The 21,349-nt window shown below is 72.4% G+C and carries 18 protein-coding genes; 12 read left to right on the forward strand and 6 right to left on the reverse strand.

Features of this window, described 5'->3' with window-relative positions:
• Positions 1 to 9: 9 nt before the first annotated feature.
• Positions 10 to 2,217 carry a SpoIIE family protein phosphatase gene (locus ACFY0D_RS03980; protein ID WP_390796990.1) on the reverse strand — a complete coding sequence of 736 codons (2,208 nt, stop codon included), beginning with the start codon at positions 2,215 to 2,217 and terminating at the stop codon, positions 10 to 12.
• Between the two features lie 186 nt (positions 2,218 to 2,403).
• On the opposite strand from ACFY0D_RS03980, the gene ACFY0D_RS03985 reads away from it, so the two are divergent.
• Complete coding sequence (locus ACFY0D_RS03985; protein ID WP_390796816.1) at positions 2,404 to 3,141, forward strand: class I SAM-dependent methyltransferase; 738 nt, start codon at positions 2,404 to 2,406, stop codon at positions 3,139 to 3,141.
• A 35-nt stretch (positions 3,142 to 3,176) separates the two neighbouring features.
• Here the strand turns inward: ACFY0D_RS03985 and ACFY0D_RS03990 are convergent, their stop codons facing one another.
• Complete coding sequence (locus ACFY0D_RS03990; RefSeq protein WP_390796817.1) at positions 3,177 to 4,085, reverse strand: alpha/beta hydrolase fold domain-containing protein; 909 nt, start codon at positions 4,083 to 4,085, stop codon at positions 3,177 to 3,179.
• Between the two features lie 211 nt (positions 4,086 to 4,296).
• Between ACFY0D_RS03990 and tdh the strand changes: the two genes are divergently transcribed.
• The 4 genes from tdh to ACFY0D_RS04010 all read left to right on the forward strand — a co-directional run bounded on the left by tdh (position 4,297) and on the right by ACFY0D_RS04010 (position 9,695).
• Positions 4,297 to 5,325, forward strand: coding sequence for an L-threonine 3-dehydrogenase (gene tdh / locus ACFY0D_RS03995; protein ID WP_301373107.1), 1,029 nt, complete (start codon positions 4,297 to 4,299; stop codon positions 5,323 to 5,325).
• Positions 5,326 to 5,444: 119 nt separating this feature from the next.
• Entirely contained in the window at positions 5,445 to 6,653 is a 1,209-nt protein-coding gene (locus ACFY0D_RS04000) for a glycine C-acetyltransferase (protein ID WP_390796818.1), read from the forward strand.
• A 48-nt stretch (positions 6,654 to 6,701) separates the two neighbouring features.
• Complete coding sequence (locus tag ACFY0D_RS04005) at positions 6,702 to 7,616, forward strand: LysR substrate-binding domain-containing protein (RefSeq protein WP_390796819.1); 915 nt, start codon at positions 6,702 to 6,704, stop codon at positions 7,614 to 7,616.
• A 138-nt stretch (positions 7,617 to 7,754) separates the two neighbouring features.
• Positions 7,755 to 9,695 carry a S41 family peptidase gene (locus ACFY0D_RS04010; RefSeq protein WP_390796820.1) on the forward strand — a complete coding sequence of 647 codons (1,941 nt, stop codon included), beginning with the start codon at positions 7,755 to 7,757 and terminating at the stop codon, positions 9,693 to 9,695.
• Between the two features lie 78 nt (positions 9,696 to 9,773).
• On the opposite strand, the gene ACFY0D_RS04015 is transcribed toward ACFY0D_RS04010, so the two are convergent.
• Positions 9,774 to 10,553, reverse strand: a complete 780-nt coding sequence (locus ACFY0D_RS04015; protein WP_382535170.1) for a DeoR/GlpR family DNA-binding transcription regulator — start codon at positions 10,551 to 10,553, stop codon at positions 9,774 to 9,776.
• A gap of 182 nt (positions 10,554 to 10,735) precedes the next feature.
• Here ACFY0D_RS04015 and ACFY0D_RS04020 point away from each other — a divergent pair, with 182 nt between their 5' ends.
• Genes ACFY0D_RS04020 through ACFY0D_RS04030 form a run of 3 tightly spaced genes read left to right on the forward strand, consistent with a single transcriptional unit; the run spans position 10,736 to position 13,032 of the window.
• The gene (locus ACFY0D_RS04020) at positions 10,736 to 11,638 is read left to right on the forward strand and encodes an SIS domain-containing protein (RefSeq protein WP_390796821.1); all 903 of its coding nucleotides are present in this window, start codon (positions 10,736 to 10,738) and stop codon (positions 11,636 to 11,638) included.
• Positions 11,635 to 12,471, forward strand: coding sequence for a class II fructose-bisphosphate aldolase (locus ACFY0D_RS04025; protein ID WP_390796822.1), 837 nt, complete (start codon positions 11,635 to 11,637; stop codon positions 12,469 to 12,471). Before ACFY0D_RS04020 ends, ACFY0D_RS04025 begins: the two co-directional genes overlap by 4 nt.
• 21 nt (positions 12,472 to 12,492) lie before the next feature.
• Positions 12,493 to 13,032, forward strand: coding sequence for a hypothetical protein (locus tag ACFY0D_RS04030; RefSeq protein ID WP_390796823.1), 540 nt, complete (start codon positions 12,493 to 12,495; stop codon positions 13,030 to 13,032).
• A 397-nt stretch (positions 13,033 to 13,429) separates the two neighbouring features.
• Here the strand turns inward: ACFY0D_RS04030 and ACFY0D_RS04035 are convergent, their stop codons facing one another.
• Both ACFY0D_RS04035 and ACFY0D_RS04040 read right to left on the reverse strand, forming a co-directional pair.
• On the reverse strand, positions 13,430 to 14,116 hold the full coding sequence (locus tag ACFY0D_RS04035; protein ID WP_390796824.1) for a hypothetical protein: 687 nt from the start codon (positions 14,114 to 14,116) through the stop codon (positions 13,430 to 13,432).
• 83 nt (positions 14,117 to 14,199) lie between these two features.
• The gene (locus ACFY0D_RS04040) at positions 14,200 to 14,751 is read right to left on the reverse strand and encodes a DinB family protein (protein ID WP_390796825.1); all 552 of its coding nucleotides are present in this window, start codon (positions 14,749 to 14,751) and stop codon (positions 14,200 to 14,202) included.
• Positions 14,752 to 14,879: 128 nt separating this feature from the next.
• Here ACFY0D_RS04040 and ACFY0D_RS04045 point away from each other — a divergent pair, with 128 nt between their 5' ends.
• Entirely contained in the window at positions 14,880 to 16,070 is a 1,191-nt protein-coding gene (locus tag ACFY0D_RS04045; RefSeq protein ID WP_390796826.1) for an acyl-CoA dehydrogenase family protein, read from the forward strand.
• 247 nt (positions 16,071 to 16,317) lie between these two features.
• Here the strand turns inward: ACFY0D_RS04045 and ACFY0D_RS04050 are convergent, their stop codons facing one another.
• Positions 16,318 to 16,533: a hypothetical protein gene (locus tag ACFY0D_RS04050; protein WP_390796827.1), complete on the reverse strand. Its 216-nt coding sequence runs from the start codon at positions 16,531 to 16,533 to the stop codon at positions 16,318 to 16,320.
• A 641-nt stretch (positions 16,534 to 17,174) separates the two neighbouring features.
• Here ACFY0D_RS04050 and ACFY0D_RS04055 point away from each other — a divergent pair.
• From ACFY0D_RS04055 to ACFY0D_RS04065, 3 genes are all read left to right on the forward strand, one after another.
• Positions 17,175 to 18,647, forward strand: a complete 1,473-nt coding sequence (locus ACFY0D_RS04055; RefSeq protein WP_390796828.1) for a sialidase family protein — start codon at positions 17,175 to 17,177, stop codon at positions 18,645 to 18,647.
• A gap of 253 nt (positions 18,648 to 18,900) precedes the next feature.
• Positions 18,901 to 19,500: a hypothetical protein gene (locus tag ACFY0D_RS04060; RefSeq protein ID WP_390796829.1), complete on the forward strand. Its 600-nt coding sequence runs from the start codon at positions 18,901 to 18,903 to the stop codon at positions 19,498 to 19,500.
• Positions 19,501 to 19,505: 5 nt separating this feature from the next.
• Positions 19,506 to 21,311, forward strand: a complete 1,806-nt coding sequence (locus tag ACFY0D_RS04065; protein WP_390796830.1) for a hypothetical protein — start codon at positions 19,506 to 19,508, stop codon at positions 21,309 to 21,311.
• Positions 21,312 to 21,349 lie beyond the last annotated feature (38 nt).

The following is a 21,349-nucleotide window of genomic DNA, read 5'->3' on the forward strand; positions in this document are numbered from 1 at the left end:
CACGACGCCCTACGGGTCCCCGCCGGTACGGGAGGCCAGCAGCAGGGCGATGTCGTCCGGCCGGTCGGCGGTGTTGCCCGCCTCGCTGATCAGCCGGTCGGCGGTCTCGGTCAGCGGGGACGGCCGGGCCGCCTCCAGGGACTTCCGCAGCCGTTCCACCCCGACGTCGATGTCGAGGCCCGGTTTCTCCACCAGCCCGTCCGTGTACAGGGCGAGGACCGAGCCCGTCGTCAGGCGCAGCTCCGTGAGCGGGTACGAGGCCTCCGGGTCGATGCCGAGCACCACACCGCCCGCCAGGTCCAGCACCTCGGTCCGGCCGTCCGGGTGGCGCAGCAGCGGCTGCGGGTGCCCGGCCCGGGCCGCCGTCACGGAGCCCGACGCCGGGTCGAGCAGCATGTAGCAACAGCTCGCGAACTGGCCCGGATCCAGGTCGATGAGCAGCTGGTTGGTGCCGCTCACCACCTGCTCCGGGGTGCTGCCGCTGAGCGCGAACGCCCGTACCGCGCTGCGCAGCTGGCCCATGGTCGCCGCGGCCGCCACGCCGTGGCCCTGGACGTCGCCGATGACCAGGGCCAGCAGGCCGGCGCCCGTCTCGACGACGTCGTACCAGTCGCCGCCGACGTCCATGCCCAGGGTGCCGGGGAGGTAGCGGCCGACGGTGTCCACGTGCTCGCGCACCGGCAGCCGGTGCGGCAGCAGGGCCGACTGCAGACCGCGGGCGAGCTCCACCTCGCTGTCGTAGCGCCGGGCCCGCGCGAGCGCCTGCGCGATCAGACCGGCCAGCGCCGTGAGCACCGTACGCTCCTCCGGGCTGAAGCCGCGGGGCGAGTCGAAGCCGAGGATGCACGAGCCGACCGGCCGGCCGGAGGCGATCAGCGGCAGGAAGGCGCGGGCGCCGACATCGGCGTCCAGCGGAATGCCCGGATAGGCGGTGGCCAGGTGCTGCATCGACTCGAAGAACAGCGGCCGGCCCGTGGTCAGCGTCTCCACGCCCGGCAGCCGGACGTCGAGGGAGACCCCGTCGAACCGGTTGAGGAAGCCCTGCGGGAAACCGGTCTCCCAGGCCAGGTACAGATGGCGCTCGTCCAGCAGGTAGATCGCCAGCTGGCGGCCGCCGAAGGCCGGCAGCAGCTCCTCGGTGACCACCGCCGACACCTGCCGGGCCGTGACCGCCTCGGTCAGCGCGATGGCGAGGGCCACCGGCCGGTACAGCGCCGAGGCCTCGTCGGCGGACACGTCGGGGTCCGCGTACGCGTCCACCTCGGCGTCCATGCCGGAGTCCAGGTCCGCGACCGGGTCCGGCCGGGCCCGTGCCTCGGGCGCGTAGGCCGGTTTCGCGGAGGTGTCCAGCGTCAGGGTCACGCCGTCGGCCGCGGGGTACAGGTCCACCGACAGCCACTGCCCGGGCGCGTGCCGGCCGCGCCGGGCGGGGAAGTGCACCGGCTCGCCGGACATGAAGCCGGCCCGGAAGTGGTCCTCGTAGGCCGGATGCCCGAGCCACGGCAGGGCCTCCCACAGCAGCCGTCCCCGCAGCTGGGGCCCGTCGAGGCCGAGCAGCTCCTCCGCCGCGGTGTTCACGTAGCCGATCCGGCCCTCCCGGTCCAGGGAGAGCACCGCCTGCGCGAGCCGGTCCGCGGCCCTGCGGGCGCCCTCGGCCCCGGCCTCCGGCGGTGGCGCCGGCACGCCCACCGGGTCGCCCTCCCACAGCGTCCGCGCGCCGGCCGCCGCGAGCGCGGCAAGGTCTGCGGCCAGCAGTTCCGAGGCCTGTCGCATCCGTTCGCGGTCCGCGGTCCCGACCGGGATCCCCGGGGTCGCCTCGCGCAGCACCACCAGCACGCCGAACCGCTCCGTCCCGGCGGTCACCGGCTCGTACAGCGAGCCGAAGGGGAACGGCAGCCCGGCCATCAGCTGCGGGAAGCGGCTCATCGCCGACTCCGCGTCGGGCAGGTGCACGGCCCGCCCGGAACGGTAGGCCTCGGCGATCGGGTACGGACGGTTCACCTGCATCCGCCACCAGGGCCGGAACAGCTGCAGCGGCAGCCCGGTGAACACGGCCATCAGGAGCAGCCCGGTGGTGGGCGAGCGCAGGTAGACGCCGGCCGCGAACCCACCGACGGCCTCCATCGCGTTCACGGCGGCCCGTGCGAGCACCTGGGCCGTCGCATCAGGGGCATCCGTGGTGTCGGGCGCGGCGCCGGCGCTGTCCGCTCTCGCCATCACACAGCCAGGATGCGCCCTCGGCGGCGACCCCTGCATCCTGGCTGGTCGCGGCCGTGCCCGGCCGATAGGCCGACCGCTTCCCTCGTCCGGGGGACGCCCGGGTGTGCGGACCACCCCCCGGACGGCGCCGCGGGGCACGATACGCAGGCGTCCCACCCCCGGCAGGCCCCCGGAAGGCAGAGCATGCGGTTCCAGTACGACACCATCGGCGAGCGCTACGCGGAGTCCACGAGCACGGCGGCCTTCTCCGCGGCCGACACCTACACCCTGCACGGAGCCCTCGACGCCCTCGGCGGGGTGCGCGGGCTCGACGCCCTCGACCTGGCCTGCGGATACGGATACAACACCCGGCTGCTGGCCCGCGGCGGAGCCCGGCGGACCGTCGGCGTCGACGTCTCGGAGGAGATGATCCGGCTGGCCCGCGCGCACGAGGCGACCAAGGACCGGCCGGACGTCGAGTACCACGTCGCCGACGCCGCCGGCCTGCCGCACCTGGGCCCCTTCGACCTCGCGACCGCCGCGTACGTCTTCAGCTACGCGCCGGACCGCAGATCCCTGCACGCGATGTTCCGGTCCGTCCGTGTCAATCTGCGGGCGGGCGGGCGGCTGCTCGCCATCGTCCCCAACGCGGGGGCGTTCCCGCGCGTGGACTGGTCGCCGTACGGGGTGCGCATCCTCGACCGGGTCCCGGACGGCGACGCGCCGCTGCTCAAGGCGCATTTCCTGACCGAGCCGCCGGTGCCCTTCGAATTCCGCGAATGGGCCCACGCCGACCTCGCCGAGGCCGCCGTCGAGGCGGGTTTCGTCACCGTCGGCTGGCAGCCGAACCGGACCCCGCCCGCCGACGCCGTACGCGACGAGGCGTACTGGACGGCGTACCGCGCCTGGCCGATCAGCTCGCTGATGACCTGCACGGCGTAGCCGGCCGTCAGCGATCCGCCGTCACCGCCGTGCCCTCACAGCCCCGCCGTCGACCTGATCAGCTCGACGATCCGCTCGCGCGCCGCGCGCCCCTCCGGCACGGGCATCAGCGGGTACCCGTGCGGCATCCCCGCCGCCTCGTGGAACTCCACCTCGGCCCCGTCCGCGCGGGCCCGGCGCCGCAGCTCCCGGCTGTCCGTGCTCAGCACGTCCCGGGTCCCGGTGAACACCGTCATCGGCGCCAGCCCGGCGAAGCCGCCGTGCAGCGGGCTCACCCGGGGGTCCTCGGCGTCCAGGGTTCCGGCGTACAGCCGCCCGGCCTCCAGCAGCCCCGGGCGGGACAGCATCGGATCGGCCGCCTCGATGGCCGCCTGGTCCGGATGGCTCATGGTCACGTCCAGCCAGGGCGAGATCAGCACGATCCGGGACGGCTGGTCCCCGGTGCGGTCACGCAGCCGCTGGGCGGCCGCCAGCGCCAGCCCGGCCCCGGCGGAGTCCCCGATCAGCACCGTCCCGCCGGAGCCGCCGCTCGCGATCAGACCGCTCAGCAGGTCGGCGGCGACCGGGACGGTCCGGTCGGCGGTACCGCGCGGAGCGAGGATGTAGGCGGGTACGACCACCCGCGCCCGCGCCTGGGTGACCAGGGTCCGGACCAGCGCCCAGTGCGGGCGGACCAGCTCGTCGATGTAGCCGCCGCCGTGCACGTACAGCACATGGGCCGTGGGCTCCGCCCCCAGCGGGGAGACGTCGTACACCGGCCAGGCTCCGACGAAGGTCCGCGAGATGTCGGCGACCCGCCCCAGCGACCGCGGCGGCAGATGGGAAGCGGGCCGGCGGGCGGACTCGGCCACCCGGCTCCGGACGGCCTCCGCGCTCGCGTACCGTCTTCGCCGTCCCGCCGCGATCAGCGCCACCGACAGCGCCCTGCTGCGCAGACTCGGCACGCCCCTCACCTCCCCTTTTTCCCGCGCCGTCCCCAGCGCGAGCCCCTTCCCCGTCACGGGAGGAGCATAGGCGTGAAGCTGCGCTGTCGACCCGTTTAAGAAAGTCTCGATGGACTGATCACCGCGCCGATCGGCAGATTGGTGCACGTCACCGCCGCCGTTCGGGCCCATCCGCCCGCGGCGTACCCTTCCGCATGCCTGGAGCCACCCCATGAAGGCACTCGTCAAGCACAAGGCAGAACCCGGCCTGTGGCTCATGGACGTCCCCGAGCCCGAATACGGCCCCGGCGACGTGCTGATCAAGGTGCTGCGCACCGGCATCTGCGGAACCGACCTGCACATCCGCGCCTGGGACGGCTGGGCGCAGGGCGCGGTCAAGACCCCCCTCGTCCTCGGCCACGAGTTCGTCGGCGAGGTCGCGGCGCTCGGCGCGGACGTCCAGGACATCGAGGTCGGCGCGCTGGTCAGCGGCGAGGGCCACCTGGTGTGCGGCAAGTGCCGCAACTGCCTGGCCGGCCGCCGCCACCTGTGCCGCAGCACGATCGGGCTCGGGGTCGGCCGCGACGGCGCCTTCGCCGAGTACGTGGTCCTGCCCGCCCAGAACGTGTGGGTGCACCGCACCGCCGTGGACCTGGACGTCGCCGCGATCTTCGACCCCTTCGGCAACGCCGTGCACACGGCGCTGTCCTTCCCGCTGGTCGGCGAAGACGTACTGATCACCGGCGCCGGCCCGATCGGGATCATGGCGGCGGCCGTGGCCAAGCACGCCGGCGCGCGCAGCGTGGTCATCACCGACGTCAGCCCCGAGCGCCTGGAGATCGCCCGCAAGGCGGGCGCCACCCTCGCCGTCAACGTCGCCGAGTCCTCCATCGCCGAGGCGCAGACCAAGCTCGGCCTGCGCGAGGGCTTCGACATCGGCCTGGAGATGTCCGGCCGCGCCGAGGCCATGCGCGACATGATCGACAACATGACGCACGGCGGCCGGATCGCCATGCTGGGCCTGCCCGCGCAGGAGTTCCCGGTGAACTGGGCGAAGGTGGTCACCTCGATGATCACGATCAAGGGCATCTACGGCCGTGAGATGTTCGAGACCTGGTACGCGATGACCGTGCTGCTGGAGGGCGGGCTCGACCTGAGCCCGGTCATCACCGGCCGCTACTCGCACCGCGACTTCGAGGCCGCCTTCGACGAGGCCTCGACCGCCCGCAGCGGCAAGATCATCCTGGACTGGACGGCGTAACCACCCGCTCGTCCACCCACCGAACCACCTCCCTCCGGGCCGGGCCCCGCACACCCTCCCCCCTCCGCGGGGCCCGGCCCCTCCCTCGTCGCCCTCCGCCGCACAAGGAGAACCGCACCATGTTCGAGACCGTCCGCGAGGACCTGCGCTCCACTCTCGACGAGATCCGCGCCGCCGGCCTGCACAAGCCCGAGCGCGTCATCGGCACCCCGCAGAACGCGGCCGTCGCCGTCACCTCGGGCGGTGCCGCCGGCGAGGTGCTCAACTTCTGCGCCAACAACTACCTGGGGCTGGCCGACCACCCCGAGGTCGTGGCCGCCGCGAAGGACGCGCTGGACCGCTGGGGCTACGGAATGGCCTCCGTCCGCTTCATCTGCGGCACCCAGGAGGTGCACAAGGAGCTGGAGGCGCGGCTCTCGGCCTTCCTCGGCCAGGAGGACACGATCCTCTACTCCTCCTGCTTCGACGCCAACGGCGGCGTCTTCGAGACCCTGCTCGGCGCCGAGGACGCGGTCATCTCCGACGCCCTCAACCACGCCTCGATCATCGACGGCATCCGCCTCTCCAAGGCCCGCCGCTTCCGCTACGCCAACCGCGACCTGGCCGAGCTCGAAGCCCGCCTGAAGGAAGCCACCGAGGGCGGCGCCCGCCGCAAGCTGATCGTCACCGACGGAGTCTTCTCCATGGACGGTTACGTCGCCCCGCTCGCGGAGATCTGCGACCTGGCCGACCGCTACGACGCCATGGTCATGGTCGACGACTCGCACGCCGTCGGCTTCGTCGGCCCCGGCGGCCGCGGCACCCCCGAGCTGCACGGCGTCATGGACCGCGTCGACATCATCACCGGCACCCTCGGCAAGGCCCTCGGCGGCGCTTCCGGCGGCTACGTCGCGGCCCGCGCCGAGATCGTGGAGCTGCTGCGCCAGCGCTCGCGCCCGTACCTCTTCTCCAACTCCCTCGCCCCGGTCATCGCGGCAGCCTCGCTCAAGGTCCTCGACCTGCTGGAGTCGGCCGGTGACCTGCGCGAACACCTCGCCGCCAACACCGCGCTCTTCCGTACGAAGATGACCGAGGCCGGCTTCGAGGTCCTGCCCGGCGACCACGCCATCGCCCCCGTCATGATCGGTGACGCGGCCGAGGCGGCCAGGATGGCGGAGCTGCTCCTGGAGCGCGGCGTGTACGTGATCGGCTTCTCCTACCCGGTGGTGCCGATGGGCGCGGCGCGCATCCGCGTCCAGCTCTCCGCGGCCCACTCGACGGCCGACGTCGAGCGCGCGGTGGCCGCCTTCATCGACGCCCGAGACGCCCTCGGCACCGCTGGGGTCTGAGGGGCACGAGGGGTCTGAGGGGGCTGTGCACCCTGAGACAATGGTGGGGTGATCGACCCCCGCCGGCTGCGCATCCTGCGGGCCGTGGCGGATCACCGTACGGTGACCGCCGCGGCCGCAGCCCTGTACCTCACCCCCTCCGCCGTCTCCCAGCAGCTCGCTGCGCTGGAGCAGGAGACGGGCCACGCGCTGCTCACCCGCAGCGGTCGGGGCGTACGGCTCACGGCGGCCGGTGAGATCCTGCTCGGCCACGCACACGAGGTGCTCGCGCAGCTGGAGCGGGCCGAGGCGGAACTCGCGGCGTACGCGGGCGGTGCGGCGGGCGAGGTCACCGTCGCCGCCTTCGCCACGGGCATCGCCGAAGTACTGGCACCGGCCATCGCCCGGCTCGCGCTGGAACGGCCGGGCATCCGGCTGCGCGTCCGCGACGCGGAGGGCGACCAGAGCCTGCCGCTGCTGCTGGACGGCGCGGCGGACCTCGCGCTGGCCGTCGAGTACCGGGGCGGCCCGGGTGCCGACGACGCGCGGCTGTCCGTCCTCCCGCTGTACGCGGAACCCTTCGACGCGGTCCTGCCCTCGGGGCATCCGCTGGCCGACCTGCCCGCGGTGTCGCTGGCCGACCTCGCTGACTCGGACTGGGTGGGCCAGTACCCCGGCAACCCGTGCCACGACGTGACGCTGCTCGCCTGCGAACTGGCCGGCTTCCAGCCCCGGCTCGTGCACTCCTCGGACGACTTCCGCGCCGTGACGGCGCTGGTGGGCGCGGGGGCCGGAGTGGCCCTCGTACCGCGCTCGGCCCTGCGCGGCATGGACCTCAAGGAGGTCCAGGTCCGCCCGGTCACCGGGCCGGCCGCCACCCGCCGGGTCTTCGCCGCCACCCGCCGCGGGGCCGAGACCCACCCGCTGATCGCCCCCGTCCTGGCCGCCCTGGTCCGCGAGTCGGAGCGGCTCCCGGCCCACTGAAGGAGCCGGCGGCAGGGTGAATGGTTTCGTCACGCGCCTGTACGGGTGAAGTCCGGCGCGCGCTCTGTGAAGGGCGGCCCCCGCGGTCGAAGACTGTGCCCCGAGCCGTAGGAGCCCCACCCCGACCACGGAGGCATCATGGGCCGCGCCACCGCCGACACCGCCGACACCCCGGACACCCCCGACACCGCTCCCGACTACCTCAAGCACACGGCAGAAGTGGTCCGCGAGCACCTGGCAGCCGCCACCCAGCTCGCCACCTTCCTGAAAGGTGCGGGCACCCTCACCCTGGAGCAGCGCAAGCTCCTCGTCGACCAGGCGCTGGTGCTGCTGGAGCAGAACTACGTACATCTGCCGCTGAAGATCGCGATGCACGCGGTCAACCCCGTACAGCGGCTGCGCCTGATCCGCCGCCGGCTGGAGCAGCAGACGCCGGCCACCATGCCGCCCGAGTGGATCTTCCACTCGGAGATGTCGAAGGTGTTCAACTCGGTGCGGGACCTGCACACCAACTACCAGCTGCCCGAGCCGTTCGCGAAGAAGATCGCCTTCCTGCCCTTCCTGGTCGAGGAGACCACCGACGGACCGGAGCCGCGCTTCCTGGTCACCCTCGTGATGCAGGGCTTCTCCGCGCCCGGTTTCGAGCCGGGGGCCGAGGTCACCCACTGGAGCGGCGTCCCCATCGAGCAGGCCGTCGAGCTCAACGCCGGCCGGTTCGCCGGCGGCAACGAGGCGGCGCGCCGCAGCCGGGGCATCGAGTCGCTGACGGTGCGTTCGCTCTCCGCCCACCTGCCCCCGTTCGAGGAGTGGGTGACCGTCAGCTACGTCGGTAGCGACGGCGCCCCGCGCGAACTGCGGGTGCTCTGGCAGATCGTGGACCTCTTCGGGGAGCAGGCCGGCCCCGACGGTGAAGAGTCGCTGGCCCTGGGGGTGGACTACGAGTCCGAGGAGATCAGCCGGGCCAAGGTCATGCTCTACGTTCCCCACGTCATCGAGCAGCAGCAGGCGGTGGCCGCGGGGGAGTCTCCGCGGTCCGCGGCGGGGGAGGTCGCGAGCACGATGCCGGAGGTGTTCACGGCCCGTTCCGTCGAGACCCCCTCGGGGACCTTCGGTCACATCCGCATCCACACCTTCATGGTCGAAAGATCCGGCCCCTTCGTCGCGGAGTTCGTCCGGCTCGTCGCCACCCTTCCGCAGAACGGCCTGATCGTCGACGTGCGGGACAACGGCGGCGGCTCGGTCCTGGCGTCGGAGCGCACCCTCCAGACACTGACGCCACGCCACATCACCCCGGAGTCGTTCCAGTTCATCAACACCCCGCTCAACCTGCTGATCTGCCGCAGCAGTGGCGACCTGGACCCGTGGGTGGCGTCGATGGAGCAGGCGGTCGAGACCGGGGCCACGTTCTCCGCCGCCCTGCCCCTCACCCCGGAGGAGCTGGCCAACCAGATCGGCCAGCAGTACTTCGGCCCGGTCGTCCTCATCACCAACGCCCGGTGCTACTCCGCCACCGACATGTTCGCCGCAGGCTTCCAGGACCACCGGATCGGGATCGTGCTCGGCACCGACGACAACACCGGGGCCGGCGGTGCCAACGTCTGGGAACAGGGCGACTTCCTGCGGGACTTCCCGCTGACCGCCTCGCCCTACCGGCCGCTCCCCAACGGAGCGGGCATGCGCGTGTCGATCCGCCGGTCCCTGCGGGTCGGTGACCGGTCCGGCACGCCCCTGGAGGACCTGGGCGTCGTACCGGACGTGCGCCACCGGATGACCCGCCGGGACCTGCTGGAAGGCAACGCCGACCTCCTGGCGAAAGCCGGTGAACTGCTCGCGGGCCAGCCCGTACGGGAGCTGAACATCGCCAACGTCGCGCGCGCCGACGGATCGCTCCGCCTCAAACTGACGACCTCCAACATCGACCGCGTCGACGTCTACCTCGACCGCCGTCCCGGCGCCTCCGTGGACGTCCCCGACGGCCAGGCCGACCTCACGGTGACGGGTGCCACGGCCGCCCGGTCGATGCGGGTCGAGGGCTACGCCGTGGGCGAGCTCGTCGCCAGCCGCACCATGTCGCTGTAGGCGCAGAGCGGGTGGGGCGGGCAGGGCGGGTGGTGCCCGGCCCGGCCCGGTCACCCGCCCCGCCCGCCCCTCCGCAGCTCACACCGTGACCACGTCGACCCCCGCCGCGGTGAAGGCCCGGGCCACCGCCGGGGCCAGGCCCGTGTCCGTCACCAGGACGTCCACCGACGAGGTGGCGCAGATACGGGCGAAGGCGCGAACGCCCAGTTTGCTGGAGTCGGCCGCGACGACCACCCGGCGGGCGCGTTCGCACAGCAGGCGGTTGATCGAGGCCTCGTCCTCGTGCCGGGTCGCCGCGCCGTCCTGCGGGTCGAAGCCGTCCACGCCGAGCACCGCCGTGTCCACCGCGAGCTGCCCGAGGACCTGCTCGGCGAGCGGGCCCGTCAGCTCGTACGACTGGGGGCGGGCCACCCCGCCGGTCAGTACGATCTTGAACTGCGGCCGGATCACCAGCTCGCCCGCGATGTTGAGGGCATTGGTCACCACCGTGAGCGCGGGCGAGCCCTGGGCCAGGTCCGGACGCCCGGCGAGGGCCCGCGCCACCTCCGTGGTCGTGGTGCCGCCCGTCAGGCCGATCACCTCGCCCGGGGTGATCAGGGCCGCCACCGCCTCGCTGATCCGGTGCTTCTCGGCGGCGCGGCGTGACGTCCGGTAGCGCAGCGGGAGTTCGTACGAGACCCCGTGCAGCACCGCCCCGCCGCGCGTACGGACCAGCAGCTGCTGCTCGGCGAGCTGGTCGAGGTCGCGGCGGATGGTCGCGGCGGACACCCCGAGGGCCTCGGCCGCCGGTTCCACCTCCAGCTCGCCCCGTTCCACCAGCAGGTCCAGCAGTGCCTGCCAGCGCTCCTTGCGGGTCATCGGCCGCCCCCTCCCGTGCTCGTCCCGTGCTCGCCCCATGGCCGCAGTCGGGCCACCCGGCGACACTAACTCAGCAGATCACCCCGTGGTTGCTTGAAGTTGCGCGAAAGTGCGGGCTACCTTGCAGGAAAACGCAAGACACCCCACGCATTCAGACCCGCCTGCCGCACGAGGGAGCCTGTATGAGTCACGTCGCGTACGAGTTGGGCACGCAGCCCGCATGCTGGGAGCGGGCCGCAGAACTGGCCCCGGCCCGGCGGGCGGTGCTCCCGCAGCCGGGGGAGCGTACCGCGATCGTCGGGTGCGGGACCTCGTACTACATGGCCCAGGCGGCCGCCGTGCTGCGCGAGGAGTCCGGACAGGGCGAGACCGACGCCTTCCCCGCCTCCGAGTTCCCGCGCCACCGCCGCTACGACCGGGTCGTCGCCCTGACCCGGTCCGGCACCACCACCGAGGTACTGGACCTGCTGGCCGGGCTGCGGGACGCGGGCGTGCCCACGACCGCGGTCGTCGGCGATCCGGCCACCCCGGTGATGACCGCCGCGGACGAGCTGGTCGTCCTCGACTTCGCCGACGAACAGTCCGTCGTGCAGACCCGGTTCGCGACGACCGCCCTCACCCTGCTGCGCGCCCACGTCGGGCGGCACACCCCCTCCGTGGCCGCCGACGCCCGCACCGCCCTCGTCGAGCCGCTGCCCGCCGACATCGCAGGCCGGGACCAGTTCACCTTCCTCGGCCGGGGCTGGAGCGTCGGACTCGCCCACGAGGCCGCACTCAAGATGCGCGAGGCCTCGCTGTCCTGGGCCGAGTCCTACCCGGCGATGGAGTACCGGCACGGGCCCATCAGCGTCTCCGGGCCAGGCACCGTCACCTGGTCGCTCGACGAGGCCCCCGACGGGCTCGCCGAACAGGTACGCGCCACCGGCTCCCAGTGGGTGCCCGGCCGGCTCGACCCGCTCGCCGAACTGGTCCGCGTACACCGCCTCGCCCTCGCCGTCGCCGCCCACCGGCAGCTGGATCCGGACGCGCCGCGCAACCTCACGCGCTCGGTGATCCTCACCGCGGGCGAGGAGGCGGTCCGATGAGCCTGGTCCGGGCCGGAGACCTGGTCCTGGAGGCGGCTGCGGCGGGCCGGGCCGTGGCCGCCTTCAACATCATCACCCTGGAGCACGCCGAAGCCGTCGTGGCCGGGGCCGAGGCGGCCGGCCTGCCCGTCATCCTCCAACTGAGCGAGAACGCCGTGAAGTTCCGCGGCGGGCAGCTGCTGCCCATCTCCCGGGCCGCAGGCGCGTGCGCGGAGGCCGCCGGGGTCCCCGTCGGCCTGCACCTCGACCACGTCAAGAGCCCCGAGCTGCTCCGGCAGGCCTGCGACGCCGGATACAGCTCGGTGATGTACGACGCCGCGCAACTCCCGTACGCCGAGAACCTGGAGGCCACCCGGTCCGCGGCCGACTGGGCACACGCCAACGGGCTGTGGATCGAGGCCGAGCTGGGCGAGGTCGGCGGCAAGAACGGCGCCGCGCCGCTCGACCCGCACGCGCCCGGTGCCCGTACCGACCCCGACGAGGCCCGGCGGTTCGTCGCAGACTCCGGGGTCGACGCCCTCGCCGTCGCCATCGGCAGCAGCCATGCGATGACCAGCCGGACGGCGGCCCTGGACCATGTGCTGCTGGCCCGGCTGGCCAAGACCGTGGACGTACCGCTCGTCCTGCACGGCTCCTCGGGGCTGCCGGACGCCGAGCTCGCGGCGGCCGTCGCGGGCGGCATCCGCAAGGTCAACATCGGCACCGCCCTCAACGTGGCGATGACCGAGGCCATCCGTACCCACCTGACCCCGGCGGACCCCCGGCCGTACCTGACGGCGGCCCGTACGGCGATGACGGCGACGGCGACGGCTATGATCGGCGCCCTGAACTGACGGGCGGCGGGGGCGGCGATCATGGACATACAGCGGGGACGTACGAATCGCCGCCGGTTCCTGCTGATCGCCGGCCTCCCGCTGCTGACGGTGGGCGCGGGCATGACCTACCTCCTGTGGCCGGAGCCGCCGCGCCGGCCCGAGGTCCGTACCGACCTGGAGCCGCTGAACCGGCGGCTCGGGCCGTTCCTGGGCGAGCTGACCGACGCGCACTGGCTGGGCTACGACATCGACGACGCGGGTGACGACCGGAGCATCCCGGGCCCCGACTCCCGGATCCGTGTGGTCGGTGTCGCCCACCTGCCGGCCGGCGGCGCGGCCGCGATCACCGGCAAGCCCGACCACACCTTCGCGGCCACCGGCGCGCCGTCCGACCTGCCCGCCGCGCTGAAGCAGCACCTGCCCGCCGCCGCGGCCTGGCAGCACAGCCCCGGGTTCGACGCGTACGCGAACGGCCAGGGCGGCGGCAGCCAGGCTTCGGACGGGATCCCCTCGGGCCGGTACCTCTTCGACACGGCCCGCGACCTCGTCCACTTCGACGTCCTGTACTTCTTCACCTGACATCGGGCGGCGGCCAGGGCGGCGGACATCCCACTGGGTGGGAGGATGCCCGCGGCGCCGGTGAAGGTGCGCCGCGCACGGTGTTTCGTCGTACGGCAGACGTGCCGCGCCGTACCTCAGCGCGGTCGCCCACACCCTGGACCTGGCGCTCGCCTCGCCCCCCCCTCGGCGCCGCGGCGCGCGGCGGCGGCCCGGCCGGGCGCGCACGCGGTGGTCGACCCCTCGGCCGAGCAGTTCGGCGCCACCCTGGCGCGGCTCGCCGACGGGCGGATCGACCCGGCCGCCCCGGTCACCGGCGAGGCCGGGTTCGGCGGCCTGTACGGGGCCTTCGCCTCCCCGCACCGGCCGGAGGAGCACATCAAGGTGCTGATCCGGCCGGGCCTGGCGGGGACGGGCGTCAGCGCGGTGCGAGGCGGGCCTGGTGGTACTGGATCCCGTGCCACCGGGCCTGGTCCGGGCGGGCGCCCCGGTCCAGGGTCCGGGTGCCCTCGGCGAGCGTCAGGGCGCGCTCGGTGGACAGGACGAGGGCGACGAACCAGGTGGTCCGCTCAGGCTCGACGGTCTCGTCGTAGTACCAGTCGGCGGTGACAGGGGCCTCCCCGGTGAGGAAGGGGCGCTGCAGGAAGTCCTGTACGGGGAGCGGGAAATGGCCCAGCACCCCCTGGGCCTCCGGGACCAGTTCCAGGCGCAGCACCGGAGCCCCCGGCAGGCCCGGGGCGGTGGCCCGCCCGTCCGCCGCGGGCCGCCCGTCGAAGGACCGGCTGTGCAGCGAGCCCGGTTCCACCCGGGCGCGCTGCCCGCGGAACTCCGCCACCCCGTCCCGCAGCACCTGGCCGACCCGGCACAGCCCGCGGTCCCCCACCACCAGCGCGGCGGGGCGCCCGTCGGCATCCGGCCCGGCCCACCAGGTCAGGCACCGGCCGGCCTTCTCCAGCAGCCGGGCCCGTACGTCCCCCGGAAGCAGCTCCCAGTACGCGTGCCGGGCCGGGATCCCGGGGTCGGTGGGGAGGGCGCCCGGCTCGTGGATCTGCGTCACCGCCCGCGTGAACTCGGGGTCCTCGCGGCGCCATGCGTCGATGTCCATATCCGTCCATTGTGCGGCAGGCGGCCGAACTGCGTCTGTGTTTCAGGCGAGTTGGGGGCGAGGCAGGCGACGGCCGGGCGCTCTCAGATGCCTATGGCCCCGTCGATCCGCTCGCGCAGGAGGTCGGCGTGCCCGTTGTGCCGCGCGTACTCCTCGATCATGTGGATCAGCACCCAGCGCAGCGACACCTTCCCGCGCCACGCGTCCACGGCCTCGACGTCCAGATCGGGTGCCTCGGCCACGAAGCCTTCGGCGAAGGCCACTTCGGCGCGCCACGCCGCCCAGGCCGCTTCGACCGCCGCGGGATCGGAGAGGACTCCGTCGAAGTCCCCGTCGGGATCCTCCGCCGAGGAGAACAGGGGCGGCGCGTCCCGGCCCGCCAGGACCTGCCGGAACCAGCGGCGCTCCACATCGGCCAGGTGCCGGACCAGGCCGAGCAGGGAGAGCGTGGACGGTTCCACCGAGCGGCGCGCCAACTCCGTCCCGAGACCAGCGCACTTGAGTTCCAAGGTGGCGCGGTGGTCCGCCAGGAAGGCGACCAGCATCCGCCGCTCGTCACCGGTCGCGGGGCCGCTGAAGCGGCCGTCCCGCTCGGGCTCGACGAAGAATTCCGCTCTGCTGCGTGGGCTCGTCATGGTCGCGATTATCGACGCCGGTTCTGATCGGCCGGTACCCGGGTCCTTCCGAATTCTTGTAACAGGTTCTACTCTGACCGCCGCCACCACCACAGCGACCGGCTGGACCGCGAGACCCCGGAGGGGCCGTGCACCTCGAATACACGCCTGAGCAGCAGCAGTTGCGCACCGAGCTGCGCGCCTACTTCGCCGAGCTCGTGCCGCAGGACGTCTACGCCCGCTACGAGGACCCGGCCTCCCAGAAGCGCTTCTACCGGGACACCATCCGCCGGCTCGGCGCCGACGGCTGGCTCGGGGTCGGCTGGCCCAAGGAGTACGGCGGCCGCGGGATGACCCCGATGGACCAGTTCATCTTCTTCGACGAGGCCGCGCAGGCCGTCGTACCGCTGCCCCTGATGGCGCTCAACACGGTCGGGCCGACCATCATGCAGTTCGGCACCGACGAGCAGAAGGCGTACTTCCTGCCGAAGATCCTCGCCGGGGAGATCGACTTCGCGATCGGCTACAGCGAGCCCGACGCCGGCACCGACCTCGCCGCGCTCAAGTGCAAGGCCGTGCGCGAGGGCGACGAGGAGACCGGCACCTACGTCGTCGACGGACAGAAGATCTGGACCACCAACGGAGACACCGCCGACTGGGTCTGGCTCGCCGTACGCACCGACCCGGACGCCCCCGCCCACAAGGGCATCACCATGCTCCTGGTCCCGACCTCGGACCCCGGCTACTCGTGCACCCTCATCAACACCCTCGCCTCGCACGACACCACCGCCAGCTACTACGAGAACATCCGCGTCCCGGCGAGCCGCCGCGTCGGCCAGGAGAACAAGGGCTGGCGCCTGATCACCAACCAGCTCAACCACGAACGCGTCACCCTCGCCGCACACGGCACGATGGCCATCCGGGCCCTCCACGACGTCCAGCGCTGGGCCGCCGCGACGAAACTCGCCGACGGCCGCCGGGTCATCGACCTCTCCTGGGTCCGCGGCCGCCTCGCCCGTACCCACGCCCGGCTCGACGCGATGAAGCTGCTCAACTGGCAGATGGTGGGCGCGGTCGAGGCCGGCACCCTCACCCCGCAGGACGCCTCCGCGGTCAAGGTGTACGGCTCGGAGGCCCGCCGGGACGCGTACGCCTGGCTGATGGAGGTCGTCGGCGCGGCAGGCTCCCTCAAGGACGGCTCGGCGGGCGCGGTCCTGCACGGCGAGCTCGAACGCGGCTACCGCAGCGCCGTGATCTTCACCTTTGGCGGGGGCAACAACGAGATCCAGCGCGAGATCATCTCCTGGATCGGCCTCGGCATGCCGCGCGTCCGCCGCTAGGCTGCGCCGCGTCAGCAGCCGCCACATCCGCCATCTGCGTGGTACGAACATCGCGGCCTACGTTGTCCCGTTCAGCCGTGTCCGCCGCCTACAAAGCCAAGGGCCGACGACTTCAGGCTGCCCAAGGACGCCGAAGAGTTCGACCCCCAGGGGCAGCCTGTGCCAGGTCCCATCGACAACGCCGAGCACACCTCGCGCTCGCGCGGGAGCGCCCCGCGGCGCGTGGCTGCGTGGCGCCTTGCAGGGTTCAGTCGATCTGCTCCCCGTTCTGCGTACCGCCCTTGCAGTAGTTGCCGTCCTCATTGATCGCGGGCGTTCCGCCACCCTGCTTGCACTCGGAAGGGGTGACGGCGGATGGGGCACCCTGTGTGGTGGCGGTGGCGGCGGTGGCGGCGCCTGTGAGGCCGAGTCCGGCGAGGGCTGCCGTAGCGATCACGGCGGCGAAGATGCGTCGAATGCGCATGTGGTTCCCCTTTCACGGATTGCGTCCGTCGGGGCACTATTCAGCTTCTCACCCATGTGGGTGGCACGTCATGTTGGGCCACGCGGGTGGCAGTGCTGTGGGTGCGGGGTCGGTGACGCGACCCGTCGGACAGGCCCAGGAGGAGTCCGACACCGCGCCTGCTCAGGGACCTGCTCCCGGACAGGCGGCTCTGCCGCCTTCGCAGGCGAAGTCGGGTACACCGAGCTGGCGGCACATCCCGAAGCCCTCGACCGGCTGCGGGCCGACATGCGCATCGACGGTCGGCGCGGCGAAAACCAGCTTGAGCACTTCCCGTCCGACCTGGGCGAGGGGGCGACCCCGCCGGCATCGCCAACCGGCATGCGGCCCACGGCCCTCTCCGGCGACCTGCGAGACGGCGCCGTAACAGCACGACCAAGGAGCCGACCGACCGGCACGGTGCACCCGCCGGTCGGCTCCGCCGTGCTCCTCGACGGTCCCGGGGACGACTCCATCGTTCGGCCCATCAAGGGCACCGGCCGCAACGCCGAAAAGGACCAAGCGGAGTCGCCCACCCTCGCGTTCCGGTACGCCTCCGCGCCTCAGGCCGCCCCGATGACGGCGGTCCCGTGCCCCACCGACAGGCCCGGAGGAGATCCCGCATGCGCGTCTTCCTGCCCCTCACCGCCGTCACCACCGCCGCGCTCCTGCTCGTCACGGTCACCGGCGCGACTCCCGCCGCAGCAGACCGGAACCCCGACGGCACACCACTGGTCAAGGTGTCCCACGGCGACCCGTACGCGGACTGCACCATCGGCGCGATCTCTCCCGACAGCGTGGTCTATCCGGGCACCGAGGTCGAGCCGTACCTGTCCGTCGATCCGCGCGACTCGAGGCGCGTGGTCACCGTGTTCCAGCAGGACCGCTGGAGTGACGGCGGCGCCCGTGGCCTGGCGGCAAGCTGGACCACGGACGGCCACACCTTCCACCGGAGCACGCTGCCGTTCAGCCTCTGCGCCCCGGACGGCGCGGACTTCGAACGGGCCACCGACCCCTGGGTGAGCACCGGACCGGACGGCACCGTCTACGCGAGCGGCGAGGGCGTCGACTTCATCAAGAGCACGCGCACCGGCCTCCTGGCCGCCACGTCCCGCGACGGCGGCCGCACCTGGCGCAACGTCACCACCACGCACGTCGACGAGCAGCCGTTCTTCAACGACAAGCCCTCGCTCACCGCCGACCCGATCCGCAAGGGCACCGCCTACCAGGTCTGGAACCGCCTCGACAACGACCCGCCCGGCCCCAGCTCCCTCGACGGTCCCGGCTACATCTCCCTCACCCGCGACGGCGGCCGCACCTGGAGCAAGGCCCGGCCCTTCGTCGACACCAGCACCGTGCCCAACACCCAGACCATCGGCCATCTGATCGTCGTCGACCGGCACACCGGTATCCTGTACGACTTCTTCGACCGGATCACCCACTCCGAGGACCTGAGCACCGTCGTCGAGGCCCGCTACGAGGTGGTCACCTCGACCGACGCCGGAGAGACCTGGAGCGCCCCGGTCACCGTGGCCAAGGACACCTCCGTACCGGAGGTCGACCCGAACGACCCCACCAAGCTGCTGCGCGCCGCGTCCACCCTGCCCAGCCCGGCCGTCGACCCGAAGACGGGCACGCTCTACATGGCGTACGAGGGCTCGGACTTCTCCGGCGGCAGGTTCGACTCCGTCCAGCTGGTGCGCTCCACCGACGGCGGACGCACCTGGGAAGCCCCGGAGCTGATCAGCCCGAAGGACGTGCCGGCCTTCTCCCCGTCGATCGCGGTCGACGAGCGGGGCACGGTCGCACTCACCTACTACGACCTGCGCTTCCTCAAGCCGGGCGACACCACCACCCTGCCCACCGCCTACCAGCTGGCCACCCTGCCGCACGGGGACCCGAGGCACGCGACCGAGCGACGCATCTCGCGGATCTTCGACTGGCTGCAGGCGCCGTTCGCCGGGGGCTACTTCCTCGGCGACTACCAGGGCCTGGTGGCGGACGGCAAGGGAGTGCGGGCGGTACTCACCGAGACCAACTCCGGCGCACCACAGAACCGTACGGACGTGTACACCGGCAGTCTCCGCACCAGCTGACCGACGCGGACGCCGTCGGCCGGGCCCCGACCACGACCGGCCCTTGTTCTCCGGTGTTTCCGTGGGTACCGACTCTGATCGGACGCGTGTCCCCGAAGCAAGGCCTGTCATGCAGTGGCCCGTTACGGCGGCTGATGTAATGATGCGTCATATACGTTGAGGGGAGGCGGCGTTGGGGTTACCGACGATGCGGCGCCGGAATCTGGTTCGCGCAGGGGGCATCGGTGCCGGCTTGGCGGTACTCGCTACAGCGGTGCTGACGACGAGCAGCGTCGCGGTGTGGGCGGGTGGCGTGGTCGTGGCCGCCGGGACCACGCTTGCGACGAATCTGCTGCTGAAGGCCGCGGATCGCGTGGGGGGCGCGCCTGCGCTGCTGACCGCGTCCGTCGAGACGGTGGCGACCGACTACATCGTGATCCCCGACCCTGAGCGGGGGACAACCGATCTGGTTCCGGAGAGCGGCCACGTCGTGCAGGTCACTTTGCAGACCTCGTCGACCGGGGCGGTGGTGTTGTCAAGCACGATCCCGGAGATAGTGTCCCGCCAGGTGCTCGTCCCCGGTGCGGCGCGGATGCCGCGTCAGGGCGTGATCGACGTGCGCCCGTTCGACCTGTGGCTGGACAAGAGGCGGCCGAGGCTCAAACCGGGTGGACCCTGGAACTTCCCGTTCAAGATCACATCAACCGAGCCCGAGGTGCTGGCCATCCGCGCCCATACTGCCGGGCATGAGGTGCGATGGCGCCTCACGTTGCACTGGATCGGGCCGGACGGAAGCGCTGGCGAGATGGTCATAGGCGCGGCCGGCGTTGACAGTGAGCCCTTCCGGACCGCCGGCCTTCCCAGGGGAGCGTGACTCCGTTGGCCACCGAGCGGGAAGGGGAGAAGGGGCCGGATCTCACGGAGCTTCTCCACGCGGGGATCCAGGCCGCTGAGCGGTACCGGCGGGAGGGTGCGGAGGTCGACGGCGACACGGCGGATCGCTGCCTGCGCCTGGCACTCGACCTCGCTGCCCGGGAAGACCCCTCGGCGGTCCCCGCGTGCTTGTCCGAGATTGCCTCTTTCGATCTCGCCATCCATGAGAGGCTCGGTGGCCGCGAGGCACTGGCCGACGCCTATTGTCTGATCATCGAAGCGTTCCTTCGGTCCAGGTCCACTCCTGGAGCCGGGGCGTTGCGGGAACGCGTAGAGCTGGTCCTCCGGACGGTGCGCGGCGTCCTGGATCCCGCCGTGCTCGAAGACGCAGACTGGTTCATCGCCCTGAACCGGCAGCTTCTTGCCCGCCTGGGCGACCAGGCCATCGTCCTTCGGGAACTGCTGGTCGCCTTGAGCTGGAAGTCGCAGATCACCCAGGCCGACCCGGATGTCCTCGCCATGGCGGAGGCCGCTGAGCAGGCCGCCCTCTGGTACGACGAAGGTCCGGCAGCGGCGTTCGTGCTGCGGGTTGCGGCGGAGGGCTGGCACCTTCTCGGTTCGCGGCAGAGGAATCCAGACCTTGTCCGCAAAGCGATCATTTGCCGGCGAAGGCTCGCCGACCAGATCGGCGCCGCTTCCGTCGGCGACCTGGCCGACCTCGCCCTGGGCCTGCTCCAAGTCCACTACGAGGCCCCGGACGACAGCCTGCGGCGCGAAGCACTCGTGCGGCTCGGTCAGCTTCGTGCCCTTGAGGAGCAGGAGGGCGGTGCGGACGAGCGGCTGGGCGCTGCGGCAGGGACGATCACCCGGGTCCTCCACTGGGAGTACAGCCGAGACCAGGACATGCGCCACTTCGACGAGGCCATCGACTTCGGCGCATGGTGCCTGGAGCGGATTCCCGCCTCGCATCCCTCCCGGCCAGGGCTGATGAATGACCTGGCGGGCTGTCACTGGGCCCGGTACGCAGACTCGCGCCGGTCGGCCGAGTACGACCGGGCCCATGAGTTGAGTTGCCTGGTCCTGGAACTGGCTGCCCCGGGATCGCCGGAGTATCAGAAGGCCGATGGGCGTATGCCCCTGGTGGTGCAGACCCAGCGCGGGATGAAGAGCGGTGGACTGGGTGATCGAGACGTGATCGCTGCCGTCGGAGACGTCCACACCTTCGGTGGGCCGATACGCCTGCCCGTCGCAGAGTGGACGGCGTCCGGCACGTCGCCGGTCACATGCCGGATGACGTCGGTGTTCGCATCCGCGTTGATGAACGCCCCCGGCAGCCGGACGGGGCCGACACCTGACGTCATTCCGGCCCGCACGCACGCCGTGGAAGTGGTCGTCGAGGCGCCGCAGCACGGCGAGGTCGTGATCGTGGCGCTGCGGACGGTGGTAGAGGCCCGGAATGCGATGACGATCGCTGACTCGATGCTCTGCCGGCCGGGCCCGCTTGATGTGCACGTGGACGTCGACCTCGACGAGGAGCCGCCGGTCGTCCGGAGCGCCGACGGCTCCGCTCCCGGCGTCCGGTCGCCTCAAACGCTACCGCGCGGCGAGAAGGGGCTGTTCACGATGGTGGCGCGGACCCGGTCGTGGGACATCACGTGGCGCCTCCAGGTGGAATGGAAGTGCGGCCGGCACTCCGGCGTGTTCACGTCGCCGCAGCTGAGGACCACAGGCGAGACGGGTTGGCGTCGATTCGGCCCGACGGGCAAGGCAGAGCCGGCCGACCTCGGGGGCCTCCCTGACATGACCTATTGATGGAACGTCAGCTCCCTGCAGGGCTGTTGCGGGAGACG

The organism is Streptomyces sp. NPDC001502 (genome assembly GCF_042894785.1).
In the GTDB taxonomy this organism is placed as follows: domain Bacteria; phylum Actinomycetota; class Actinomycetes; order Streptomycetales; family Streptomycetaceae; genus Streptomyces; species Streptomyces kutzneri.